Source organism: Oceanispirochaeta sp. (assembly GCF_027859075.1).
In the GTDB taxonomy this organism is placed as follows: Bacteria; Spirochaetota; Spirochaetia; order DSM-2461; family DSM-2461; genus Oceanispirochaeta.
On record NZ_JAQIBL010000037.1, the window covers coordinates 1 to 11845 of the forward strand.

Annotated in this window: 11 protein-coding genes and 1 pseudogene; 7 read left to right on the top strand and 5 right to left on the bottom strand. The window is 40.6% G+C overall.

What is annotated here, in order from left to right; all coding sequences use genetic code 11:
- Nucleotides 1–185 precede the first annotated feature (185 nt).
- Both PF479_RS02145 and PF479_RS02150 read left to right on the top strand, forming a co-directional pair.
- The gene (locus tag PF479_RS02145) at nucleotides 186–1313 is read left to right on the top strand and encodes an aldo/keto reductase (RefSeq protein ID WP_298001766.1); all 1128 of its coding nucleotides are present in this window, start codon (nucleotides 186–188) and stop codon (nucleotides 1311–1313) included.
- Between the two features lie 133 nt (nucleotides 1314–1446).
- The gene (locus PF479_RS02150) at nucleotides 1447–2592 is read left to right on the top strand and encodes an ATP-binding protein (RefSeq protein WP_298001768.1); all 1146 of its coding nucleotides are present in this window, start codon (nucleotides 1447–1449) and stop codon (nucleotides 2590–2592) included.
- Nucleotides 2593–2618: 26 nt separating this feature from the next.
- Here the strand turns inward: PF479_RS02150 and PF479_RS20705 are convergent, their stop codons facing one another.
- The 4 genes from PF479_RS20705 to PF479_RS02165 all read right to left on the bottom strand — a co-directional run bounded on the left by PF479_RS20705 (nucleotide 2619) and on the right by PF479_RS02165 (nucleotide 3969).
- A complete protein-coding gene (locus PF479_RS20705) occupies nucleotides 2619–2723 on the bottom strand; it encodes a single-stranded DNA-binding protein (RefSeq protein WP_367277194.1) in 105 nt (34 codons plus the stop codon).
- Nucleotides 2720–2995 (bottom strand): type II toxin-antitoxin system RelE/ParE family toxin, encoded by a 276-nt coding sequence (locus PF479_RS02155; protein ID WP_298001770.1) that lies wholly within the window; start codon nucleotides 2993–2995, stop codon nucleotides 2720–2722. The genes PF479_RS20705 and PF479_RS02155 overlap by 4 nt, the downstream gene beginning before the upstream one ends.
- Nucleotides 2992–3264 (bottom strand): type II toxin-antitoxin system Phd/YefM family antitoxin, encoded by a 273-nt coding sequence (locus tag PF479_RS02160; protein WP_298001772.1) that lies wholly within the window; start codon nucleotides 3262–3264, stop codon nucleotides 2992–2994. The genes PF479_RS02155 and PF479_RS02160 overlap by 4 nt, the downstream gene beginning before the upstream one ends.
- A gap of 285 nt (nucleotides 3265–3549) precedes the next feature.
- On the bottom strand, nucleotides 3550–3969 hold the full coding sequence (locus PF479_RS02165; RefSeq protein WP_298001774.1) for a single-stranded DNA-binding protein: 420 nt from the start codon (nucleotides 3967–3969) through the stop codon (nucleotides 3550–3552).
- Between the two features lie 144 nt (nucleotides 3970–4113).
- Between PF479_RS02165 and PF479_RS02170 the strand changes: the two genes are divergently transcribed.
- Entirely contained in the window at nucleotides 4114–5544 is a 1431-nt protein-coding gene (locus tag PF479_RS02170; RefSeq protein ID WP_298001777.1) for an extracellular solute-binding protein, read from the top strand.
- 1 nt (nucleotide 5545) lies between these two features.
- Here PF479_RS02170 and PF479_RS02175 read toward each other — a convergent pair whose 3' ends face one another.
- Nucleotides 5546–7759, bottom strand: a complete 2214-nt coding sequence (locus PF479_RS02175) for a helix-turn-helix domain-containing protein (RefSeq protein WP_298001779.1) — start codon at nucleotides 7757–7759, stop codon at nucleotides 5546–5548.
- A 434-nt stretch (nucleotides 7760–8193) separates the two neighbouring features.
- Here PF479_RS02175 and PF479_RS02180 point away from each other — a divergent pair, with 434 nt between their 5' ends.
- The 4 genes and pseudogenes from PF479_RS02180 to PF479_RS02195 form a co-directional block, all read left to right on the top strand.
- Nucleotides 8194–8991: a sugar ABC transporter permease gene (locus PF479_RS02180; protein ID WP_298001781.1), complete on the top strand. Its 798-nt coding sequence runs from the start codon at nucleotides 8194–8196 to the stop codon at nucleotides 8989–8991.
- An 11-nt stretch (nucleotides 8992–9002) separates the two neighbouring features.
- Nucleotides 9003–9875 carry a carbohydrate ABC transporter permease gene (locus PF479_RS02185; RefSeq protein WP_298001783.1) on the top strand — a complete coding sequence of 291 codons (873 nt, stop codon included), beginning with the start codon at nucleotides 9003–9005 and terminating at the stop codon, nucleotides 9873–9875.
- A gap of 42 nt (nucleotides 9876–9917) precedes the next feature.
- Nucleotides 9918–11351: an extracellular solute-binding protein gene (locus PF479_RS02190; RefSeq protein ID WP_298001785.1), complete on the top strand. Its 1434-nt coding sequence runs from the start codon at nucleotides 9918–9920 to the stop codon at nucleotides 11349–11351.
- 75 nt (nucleotides 11352–11426) lie between these two features.
- Nucleotides 11427–11845, top strand: a pseudogene (locus tag PF479_RS02195) (sugar phosphate isomerase/epimerase); the annotation flags it as partial.

An 11845-nucleotide genomic window follows, 5' to 3' on the forward strand; every position in this document is an offset into this window, starting at 1 on the left:
ATTTTTCTTCTATTTTAGGAACGAATGAGGAGAATATCGAGCATATTTGACAATTGAGTGACGAAGAAGAGATGAAAAAGATCAAAAATAGAACAATAATGATTAAGTCCGACAGGCTGCTCGATCCTTAAAGTCAACCAAACAGATTAGGTGTTGAAAATTATACTTGAGAACAAGAGGTAAAAATGCAGTATAGAAAATTAGGAAACACGGGAGTGGAGATCTCAGCCCTGGGATTCGGCGCGATGAGGCTTCCTCAGAAAAAAGTGGGTGACAAGGAAGTTTTTGATCACGAAGAAGGTGAAAAGCTGATCAAAAAGGCGATTGATATGGGAGTCAACTATATCGATACGGCCCCCTACTACTGCGATAAAGAAAGTGAGATCATTGTCGGCAAGGCCATTAGGGAAAGAAGAAAAGACCTTTATCTATCTACAAAAAACCCTATTGAGAATGAGAGCGGTGATGATTTCAGAAAACGTCTGGAGTCTTCTCTGGAAAAACTTCAAACCGATTATATCGACTTTTACCACTTTTGGGGCATAAACTGGAAGGCATACCAGGAAAAAATAGACGTGAAAAACGGTCCCTTAGAAGCAGCTTATAAAGCAAAGGAAGAAGGTTTGATCAGACACATTTCATTTTCTTTCCATGATGATGCGCCGAATATGTTCAAAATCATTGATACAGGGCATTTTGAGACGGTGCTGTGCCAATATAATCTGCTTGACCGCTCCAACGAGGAGGCCATAGCCTATGCGAAACAGAAGGGATTGGGAGTCGTTGTAATGGGGCCCATCGGCGGTGGAAGACTCGGAGCACCTTCTGATGTCATAGCGAAACTGATGAAAGAAAAAGCGTCAAGTACGGCGGAAGCAGCACTTCGGTTTGTACTCTCAAATGAAAATGTGACCTGTGCTCTTTCGGGAATGGGCAATTCCCAGATGCTTGAGGAGAATTTTAAAGTCGCTTCAAACGAACAAAAACTCAATGATCAGGAAATCGCCGTTATTAATGCAGCAATGGAGGAGAATAGAAAGCTGGCAGACCTGTATTGCACAGGCTGTAATTACTGCATGCCCTGTCCTGCAGAAGTGAATATTCCCGAGTGCTTCAAGCTGATGAATTATCACAGAGTCTATAATCTGACAGGATTTTCCAGAGAATCCTATGCACAGATTGGTGAAACCCCCTGGGTAAAAGGCAAACGGGCCGATTCGTGTATTGAATGCGGACAGTGCGAGACAAAGTGCCCCCAGAAAATAAAAATAATAGACCAGCTCAAAGAAACCCACATGGCTCTTGGAGTCTGATTTACAGGAACAGTTGCTATTCACAGGCTTCCGCGGCCTTGCTCAAGACTTTCAAAGTACCATTAGTAAAAATTGTGGATTTAAACTACTATTTTGAATTTACAAATACACTAATCTGCCATATCATAACTTTATGTATGATCGTATTATTGAACCTATCGCGCTAAAACATATGAAGAAGAGACAATGTCTCACTCTTGTCGGCCCCAGGCAATCGGGGAAAACAACTCTTTGTAAAAAACTTTTTCCTCAATATGAGTATTATTCCTTTGAGTCTCCGGACGTTAGGGAACAGTTTTATTTTGATTCCCGTGGTTTTCTTCATAATATAAAAAGCGGTGCCATCTTTGATGAAGTACAGAAAGTTCCTGAAATTTTATCATATCTTCAGGAAATACTGGATAATCCTGAGGATAAAAGAAAATTTGTACTTACCGGATCTAATAATTTACAGCTATCAAACAAAGTATCCCAGACATTAGCAGGAAGGACAAAAATTCTTCAGTTATTACCTCTACAGAGAGATGAAATATTTTCTGAGGATAGAAAAATAGACATTGATTCCACATTGCTCTATGGTTCATATCCTCGTATTTACAATGAGAAACTTGAACCTTCAGACTGGTTGGGTGATTACCTGCAAACCTATGTGGAGAAAGATATTCGAGATACAATCAATATTACAGATTTACGGTCTTTCAGTAATTTTCTTCGCTTACTGGCCGGCAGAGTGGGACAAATAATGAGTTTTAATTCTCTTGCAGGTGATTCCGGCATTACTCAGCCCACCGTAAAAAAATGGATATCCGCACTTGAGACAACCTATATCTGTTTTATTCTCCAACCACATTATAAAAATTTCAATAAACGCATTACAAAGGCTCCAAAAGTTTTCTTTTATGACACCGGTCTTCTATGCTATCTCCTTCGAATAAAAAACACTGAACAATTAAGTGTTCATCCACTACGAGGCGCCATTTTTGAAAACTGGATTATATCAGAATACTTGAAAAGCTACTCAAATAAAGGAGAAGAAGCTCCACTCTATTTTTGGAGAGACCAGCATGGACATGAAATTGACCTGCTTATCGATCAGGGACTCTATCTGGATTTTTATGAGATTAAGTCATCTATGACTTTCCAGAAAGATTATATGAAGAATATAAAGTGGATTAATAAACTCCAGGGAAGCACAGGAGGAAATTGTATCTATGGTGGAGAAAAAAGACTTTCTTTGGGAGATACAGAACTTATCCCATGGAATTCCTTATTCTCATAGAATATTTCACTCTGCCTCTCACCGTCCTATTTGTAGTACCGGTTTCTGGCAACGGCAAACTTGCAGACCGGAGTACCTCTGGGGGTGTGGTAGGCTTCAGGGTCACGGACCAGGTTGCCTTCCAGATTCAAGGTATTTTATGACCTTCATATACAGCAAAAATATTTATGGGTGAATCAGTTATCTGATACATAACACGATAATTTGATACAATTACTTCTCGTAACTGGGGATTTGATGTTTCCGGGATGATCCTGCCACTATAAGGAAATTCTTCCAGATGTTTCACAGCAGCTCTCATTCTTTTAATCAACTTTATTGCTGCCTTTGGATTATCTCTGGAAATATATATCTTAATAGATCTCATATCTTCCATTGCTGAAATTAAAAACTTTACTCTCACGCTTCAAGCTCTTTCCACATTTCATCTTCATTAGTAACAAACTCACCATTAGAGATTTCCTGCAAACGGGAAGCAATAAGATTTAATACTTCATTTTTTCCTGTTAGTTGATCGTATTCACCAGGAGAAACTAATACAGCGGCAGCTTTCCCATTTTGAGTCAATACAATAGAGTTCCTTTCATCGGAAAGACTCATAATATATTTTTTGTAGGAAGCTCTGAAATCTGAAAGGGGAATTAGATCTTTATCTAAATTTACATGTGCCATCAGACAACCTCACTTGTACATAATATATACCGTAAAATGTACAACATCAAGCTGAATATATTTTAAAGTAAGGTTACAATACTATAGAACTTAGAAAATTAGTCTAAGCCAGGATATCTGAATCCAGCTCTCAGGGACAAGCAGTAAACTGACAACAGGAATATTTATCCTCCCAATATGAATAATCATCCCCAAGCCGTACCCTCATCCAAATGGACAGTTTATCATTATGATAATTTAACGGAATAATAGGAGATCCCGACAGTCAGGATCTCCATAAAAAATTCAAATCAAAACCTCTTCCATGCTCTCTTCCGCATCCTCAGGAATCTGATCAGAGATTTCATCATCCGTTTCTCCCGGGCCTGAAGAAGCCGTATACTGGGGTTTAAACTCCACATGTTCCCCCACTACTTTGACCTTGTAATGGCTGTCACCCTGATCATCGGTCCAGCGGTCCTGCTTCAGCCGGCCCACAACACGAACGCCACGGCCCTTACTAAGATGTTTCTCACAGGCTTCGGCCACCTTGGACCAGACCTCTACATCAAAATAAGAAACTTCACTCTGGCGAATGCCCTCAGATTTGTAAAATCTGTTGCTGGCTAAAGAGAACTTGCAGACCGGAGTCCCCTTGGGTGTCAGGTTGGCCTCGGGATCGCGGACCAGATTTCCTTCGAGAATCACACTGTTTAAATTATTCACGCATTTCTCCTTGATAAAAAAGATTGAATTAACCTATTTACAGAGGAGAAGAAGATTTTGATTCAAGAAAATATTTTTTTCTTAAAATAATGCTTAATTATATTAAGTTGCGCTCTCCAAAATTGAAGCCTATAATCACAGCTAATGAAATCGTCAAATAATTTATTTCTCCTCCTCACTGCTATGACCCTGTTATTATCCTGTTCCGCAAAAGAACAAGCCCCGATAGAAACATTCAGCTTCACGGCCTACCTGGATACGATCATCCAGGACTGGGAGGGGCAGAGCATCTTCATAGAGGAATATCGAAAACTAACCGGCATAGAACTGAAGATAATCCAACCGCCCCATCAACAGTATATGGATAAATTGATGGTCAGTTTTGCTGAAAAAGATTCACCTCAAGTCTGCGAGGTTTTACCAGAATATATATCTCTTATGGTCTCAAGAGATATACCACTCCCGCTGGACGACTTTATAGCGGATTCCCAATATGTCAAAAATTTTGACTCTGACTTTTTTGATTCCCTCAGGGCACAGGACAGCAAAATTTATGGTTTTCCAGCCAGGGACGGCGGAGGTTGTGTCACATATATTAGAAAAGACTGGCTGGATAATCTGGGCCTGGAAGCACCAGAAACCTGGGAAGAATTTTATACGATTCTCACCGCCTTTACCTATGATGATCCTGATGGTAACGGGATCAATGATACGAAAGGATATACGGACGTCAAATCGGCAAGTGAGGACTGGTATAACCGTGCCATCATGCTCAATGCCCGTGTAGAAATATACTTCAAAGAAGGAAAATGGATCGATGGATTCACAGAACCTGCCTTTATCGATGCCCTTAAAAGACTAAGAAAAATTTATCAGGAAGGATTGGCAGACACCAATATTCCCACAAATACAACATTCACTGCCAGGAATAGATTTATCAGCGGGGATGTGGGAATCATTACATACTGGGGCAATCATTGGGCAAGGAATCTTTTGGAAAGGACAAGAAAAGTCTCGGGACCTGAGGTAGAAATCATCGCAATACCTCCTCTGAAGAAGGGATATTATATCAAAAGGGTTGCCCCCTTATTGATCATTACCAAGGGCACCGAGGACCCTCAGAGAGTCTTTACCAATTTCATTGACAAACAATACGACAAATCACAGATACAGACTTTATTTACCTACGGAGTACAGGGATATCACTGGGATATAATTGATGGAAAACCCCAGTTTCTGACCAATGAAAATGATCCCTACAAAGTCCCTTTCACAAAAGCCTTCGTTCCGCCGGCCTCTGTCATTAATGACTGGGATCAGGAGATGGAAATCGATGATGTGATTCAACCGGTCATTAAGGTTCTCAATGAAAACTCGATAAAGGATAAGATTAAATACGGCGGGTCCTATTACAATCAATATTATCTGGAAATAGAAAAGGAATTAAAACCGGAATTAATAAGCCGGATCATCAATGGTGAACTATCAATAGAGGATGGTATGAATCTATATAAAACAAGATCAAATGATTTATATATTGATAGGATTTTAAAGGAATTGAACAGAGAAGAATAATTTATAGTTCTTCTCTGAATTTTCCGGGGCTGATATTATAAGTCTTCTGGAAAACCCGTCTGAACGTCTTATCACTATTATAACCGACTTTCCCGGCAATGATATGAATCGGTTCATCACTATTGATCAGGATTTCACGGGCACTCTCGATACGGATTTTTTCCAGGTATGTCGAAAAGTTTGTTCCGGTTTGTTCTTTAAAGAAAAAGGACAGGTAGGATTCACTGATAGAAAAATATTCAGCTACCATCAATAGGCTTAGATTCTTATTGATATAATTCTTGTGCAGGAATTCCTGCACCTTTTCTATAAGTGAAACATTATGACTTCTCTTGTTGTTATGCATAACACCGGCAATTTCCAAAAGGAATCCTCTGATCGTTTCGAAATCCGAATGAGACTTTTCAGAGATAAAAGAAAAATTTTCCCGCACATTATCGGGTAATTGGCTCAGGATTCTACAAACGGTATTGAAGAGTCCTGATAGAAAAATGTCTGTTTGTCTGTGGTCCAGCATTCTTGTTCCAAAATTTTCAGAATATAACCCATTCAAAAGGCTTTCCAGGCTCTCCCAGTTTCCGGATTTTACCGCATTGATCAGCCTGGACTCCATCTCGAGAGGAAAATAGAAATCCCCCAGTTTTTTATCTAAATCCTTATAGTGAAGAATCCTGTTTCCAGCTCTGTCATCTAATGACAAAACATCCTGAGCCTGAATATATGAATTATGAGCCTCCATGAGAGAGTCCACACTCTCCCCCAGAGCAATGGTCATATTTTCTGAATAGATCTGAGGCAGGAGAGAACAGAAATGGATCAAAGCCTCAGTGATTTTATTATCATGCAGCAGCAGATCTTCAGATCCGGTCATAAGGATCAATACCAAATTGCTATTTTCACGCTCGGAAATCATCATCCTGATGGGAAACTCATGCTGCAATGTACTTTTAAGAAAGTTTTTCACACGAACCATTTCATCAAAGGATTCGGTTGTTCCCGCAGCTTCAATATATCCTGGAGAGACAATGGCAATGCTGAAATGATTTTCAGTAACACTGAACCCGATATGGTTCAGATAATTTTGCAGATTTTCGTCACTTTGAAAAAAACCATTGATAAGCCTGTTGACGAATGCATTGTGAACAAAAACTTTCTGGTTCAGAAGTTCATCCTGCATGTCCTCACTCAGGTGGATCAGTTCATTCACATTTGTATTCAGTGATCCGAAGGTTACTTTCTCGCGGATTCCTTTATTCAAATATCCGGAAATGGAATGATAACTGCTGACGATAGGCTTTGACCAGCGCCGGGAGAGAGAATAGGCCGCCCCCAGGCATATGAACAAAGCAACCAGCATGACCGAAATAGAAATGAGCTGATAATAAGTGACGCTTTTCATGACCCATTTTTCTGGAAGAATAGAAACATATTTCCAATTGTTTTTGCTGCTGGTTGTATAGATGATGAACATTTTCCTGTCATTGACGGTCATCTCAACCATCCCTTCGTCTCCCTCTAACACAAGGGGGTCAATCTTTTCATCCGATTTAGAGACCAGAGAAATAAATTGATTATTATCATCAGCAATATAGGAGATGCTCCCGGGAGGCATTTCTTTATGATCAAGAAGGCTTATAAAGTCCGCCTCCCCTATTAGATATACAATCGCACCGACAATATCCCCCACATCCCGGCTACTTTCGACTGGAAGAGTCTGAACATAGGGAATCATTCTTTTGTTTTTAAAATCCTCTATGATGACTGACCGTACGGGGAGTATTTTGCCATGATAGAACCGGCTGCTCAGTCCATTATGCCAGTCAACAGAACTGATATCCTCCATCTTAAAAAAATTGACCGAATCATTAAAATCACTGTGAGTGTAAATGGAATAGGGAGTGATGATTGTATCCTGATTCTTAAGATATACATAGAAAACAGAATTGAAGGACGTATTATACAACAGCGAGTTTTTGAGTTCGATCATTGTTTCCCGAATCAAAGAAGACCTTTCCAGTTCACTCAGATTCTTCTCTTTATCAGAAATAAGCCTTAACAGTTTTGTATTTCCTGCCAATTGGTATGTGGACCATTTAATATCCTCTATAAAACTTTCCAGAACATCCTGGGTTTTCTTCAAATAAATAAGATGGGATCGTTTTACATGCTGTTCATACTCATTGACGATAGAGTTATTCATTAAGATACCGGCCATAAGGGGTATAAGAATCAAGATAATGTAAGCAGATAAGAAAGACAAAAAGATCCTATTGATAGAACGCATGAATCCCCCGCCGCAGTTTGGTTGTCGTCTAAAGAGTACATTGAAAATCCCTTGTTGTATATTTTTACATCATAAAATCCAAAGACATGAGTGGTACCTAAAGTTTTGTCCCCTCTCCTATCTAAAATTTTAGGCCCTATTCCAAAGTATTGGGTTCTATCCAGTTTCAACATCCCGGGATGATAATAAATGAGAAAAACACAGAACGAGGTAAAAAAAATATGCGGCAGAGAGTGGCGTTGACGCCTTCCGGCAGACTATATCAAGGGAAACATCAATACTTGAACAAGATTTTGAAATATAAAATGTTCTACCTTCTGATGCTTCCCGGTTTTGTTTATTTATTATTGTTCAGGTATCTTCCTATGTTGGGTTTGAGATACGCCTTTTTTGATTATGACCTGAGAGGTGTCGGCGGATTCATAGGTTTTGAACATTTCAATGATGCATTCGGCAGTGATGGATTTATGAGAGCATTTAAAAACACCCTCATATTAAGCTCAGCCAATATTTGCATTCAGATGACTCTGACCATCACCATTTCCCTCTTACTGAATGAACTTAAAAATCAAGTTTTTAAAAGAATTGTCCAAACGGTGGTCTACCTGCCCCACTTTCTTTCCTGGGTAGTTGTAGGGGCGCTCTTCACTCTGATCCTGTCCCGACAGGGCGGATTGGTGAACATGCTCATTGAATCAAGCGGAGGAGATCTTAAGTATTTCCTGGGGGATGTCAAACTCTGGCGGGGCACCTATCTTTTTATATTAAGCTGGCGGGAAGTCGGATGGGGTACAGTCATTTTTCTGGCAGCCCTGTCAGGAGTGGATCCACAGCTCTACGAAGCGGCCATTATGGACGGCGCCAACCGCTGGAAACAGATGCTTTATATAACCATACCCCACCTCATACCGGTCATTATCATCGTGCTGGTTATGAACCTTGCAAAAATATTCAACTTGTTTGAGTCGGTATTTGTTCTCTACAATCCCCTGGTGTACAAGGTTTCTGATGTCATCCAGACCTATGTATATCGATCTGGAATTGCAGAATACAGATTTGGTTATGCCACAGCAGTTGGGCTGTTCAGATCAGTTATCGCCTTTTTTCTCGTCATGAGTGCTAATAAAGCAGCCAAGTATTTCCGCGGCGAATCGGTACTGTAGGAGGACATAAAATGATTAAAAAGCACTCAATCCATAAACAATCATCTGCATATATAGCCTTCAGGGCCATCAATATTGTCATAATGCTCACTATTATTTTGCTCATAATGATCCCGATCCTGAAAATCATCATCGATTCATTTGATGAAAAAGCATCGGAAACTGTTTTCAGAATATTCCCTGAAACATTCACCCTGGGTGCCTATAAACTCATAGTAAGCCGCCCGTCCATATTCAGACCTCTTATGATCAGTTTCATAACAACAATATCAGGAACGATTCTTGCCATGTCTGTCACGTCACTCTATGCATATGGGCTGTCCCAGAGATCTTTGCCGGGAAGAAAATTCCTTCTTGTCCTTGCCCTGATAACAATGGTTTTTCGTGCTGGAATGATTCCCCTATTTCTTGTGATAAGAGATCTCGGCCTCATGAACTCACTCCTGGCAGTTATTTTAGTCCACGCCATGGATGCCTATTACCTTCTCCTGCTGAAGAATTTCTTTGAAGGTATTCCAACCAGTATTTTTGATGCGGCAGAAATTGATGGATGTTCTCCCCTGCAGACTTTTATCCGCGTGGTACTGCCCCTCTCAAAACCAGGATTGGCGGCAATAGGACTGTTTTACACGGTGTTCTATTGGAATCAGTTCTTCGATTACATCCTGTACATCCAGACAAAACCGAATCTTCATAATTTTCAGGTATTTCTGAGAAGTCTGGTCATAGAAACAGATACCCAGGGGTTTGAAGGATTCTCTTTTGCCACACAGAGTCTTAAAAATGCAGCCATCACAGTGTCGATAATTCCGGTTCTTGTTTTGTACCCTTTTGTACAAAAATACTTCGTCAAAGGTATAAACCTGGGAGCCGTTAAAGGTTAGTGAATCACAGGCTTTGCCTGAAAAATATAATGGAGGATTTTTATGAAATCTAAATTGAGTCAAATTTTACTTCTTTTAGTGATGCCCCTGGCACTGTTTGCTGCGGGACAACAGGAAGCGAGTGAAACAGGAGATCCGGGACTGAAGAAAATTTCAGCAATTTTTGACAGGATTCTGACCGAAGATAACGGCCAGAAAGAGTGGGCCGCGGCCTTTGAAGATCTGACAGGAACTAAAATTGAAATTGTAAAACCTGTTCACAATCAGTATTCTCAGATTCTGGGTGCGACTTTTGCTGCGGGAGATCTTCCCGACATTGTTGAAATTCAGACAAATGACTACCTGTCTTACGCCAAATCTGGCCATCTGGTTCCTCTGGAAGAGTACATAGAGAAATCAGCGGAATTCAAGAATGTAAGTAAAGATCTCATTGAAGCCTATCGATTGAAAGACGGTCATATATACGGCGTACCAACCTATGACGGCGGTGGCTGTGTGACTTACATCAGAAAAGACTGGCTGGACAATCTGAATATGAAAGTCCCGACAACATGGGATGAGTATTACAATGTCCTGAAAGCCTTTACTTTCAGTGATCCCGATGGAAATGGAGTCAATGATACCATGGGCCTGACAATGCCCTTTCAGACGGGGTACGAGTTTGATTACTACAACAGGTTTATCATGCAGCAAGCCATGTTCGGTTTCCAGAATAAAAATGGAAAATGGGTAGACGGGTTTCTCGAACCGGAAATGAAAGATGCCCTGACCCGGTTTAATAAACTGTATAATGAAGGCATCCTCGATAACGAATTTTTTACAAATAAGACATCGACTGCCAGAAGCAAGATTTATGAAGGTCAGGCAGGAGTTATGGAATATTGGTCTGGAACCTGGGCTGAAAGATTCGATGAAAGTGCTAAGAACAGTAATCCTGCGGCACAGGTCATCTCCATTGAACCCATTAAAAACGCCTTTTATATCAACAGAGTAGGACCCGCATTCTCAATTACAACAGCGGCAAAAAATCCCGCGGCAGTTTTTGATGTATTCCTGAACACAATGCTGGATAAAGGTGCCGGGCAGGTTCTGTTTACTTACGGAATTGAAGGGACACATTATGAAATGAAAGATGGAAAATACGTCATGATGCCCGAACCGGCCAATCCTGACAGACCCTTCGACAAAGCCTATTCAGACCCGACTCTCATCATGAACAATTGGAAGCCTCTTGTACCGCTGACAGATCTGATCAACCTCTCCAGGGAGATTCATGTTGCCAACTCGATTCAGTTATCATTGCCCCAGGGTGGAGATATATATATTAAAAGAAATGGTGAACTGCTGACAGTTAAACAGGAATTCTTCGCTCTCGCAGTCACTGGAGCATTAACACCTGCAGAGGCTCAGGCACAATACAAAGCCAAGGCAATGGATCTTGAACTTGATACGATTCTTGCAGAATTGAATCAATAAAACAGTCTCCTCTATTGGCAGAGTCTGTCCTCGTGGCGGGCTCTGCATTTTTTTTATCCCAAAGGAGGCCTATTCATGTTGAATATTGGGATCAGAGCCCATGATCTGGGAAAAATGACAGTGGAAAACTTGTCTGAGAAGATTGGAGAGTACGGTTTTTCCCATATCCAGCTGGCTCTGAAAAAATCTCTTATAAATCTCAATGACGATTCTGGTCGGCTGAGTCCCGGCATGGGTAATTATATCAGGGACTGCTTTTACTCGAAAAAGATTAATATTTCTGTGCTTGGATGTTATATCAATCCAGTCCATCCGGTTCCAGCAGAAAGGGAAAAATCACTGACCCGTTTTGCAGAACATCTGATCTTTGCCAGAAGTTTCGGGTGCTCTGTTGTCGGAACGGAAACAGGTTCCCCCCTGCCCGACAGCAGCTTTACAGATGAAATATACAAAGAAAAAACATTCCAGGACTTCATAGCCAGCCTAAAAAGGAT

What these genes read in the sequence shown, in the direction of transcription:
- PF479_RS02145 (WP_298001766.1), top strand. Translation starts at nt 186, where the DNA reads ATGCAGTATAGAAAATTAGGAAACACGGGAGTGGAGATCTCAGCCCTG.
- PF479_RS02160 (WP_298001772.1), bottom strand. Translation starts at nt 3,264, where the DNA reads ATGGCACATGTAAATTTAGATAAAGATCTAATTCCCCTTTCAGATTTC.
- PF479_RS02170 (WP_298001777.1), top strand. Translation starts at nt 4,114, where the DNA reads ATGAAATCGTCAAATAATTTATTTCTCCTCCTCACTGCTATGACCCTG.
- PF479_RS02175 (WP_298001779.1), bottom strand. Translation starts at nt 7,759, where the DNA reads ATGGCCGGTATCTTAATGAATAACTCTATCGTCAATGAGTATGAACAG.
- PF479_RS02190 (WP_298001785.1), top strand. Translation starts at nt 9,918, where the DNA reads ATGAAATCTAAATTGAGTCAAATTTTACTTCTTTTAGTGATGCCCCTG.
- PF479_RS02185 (WP_298001783.1), top strand. Translation starts at nt 9,003, where the DNA reads ATGATTAAAAAGCACTCAATCCATAAACAATCATCTGCATATATAGCC.
- PF479_RS02150 (WP_298001768.1), top strand. Translation starts at nt 1,447, where the DNA reads ATGTATGATCGTATTATTGAACCTATCGCGCTAAAACATATGAAGAAG.
- PF479_RS02180 (WP_298001781.1), top strand. Translation starts at nt 8,194, where the DNA reads ATGTTGGGTTTGAGATACGCCTTTTTTGATTATGACCTGAGAGGTGTC.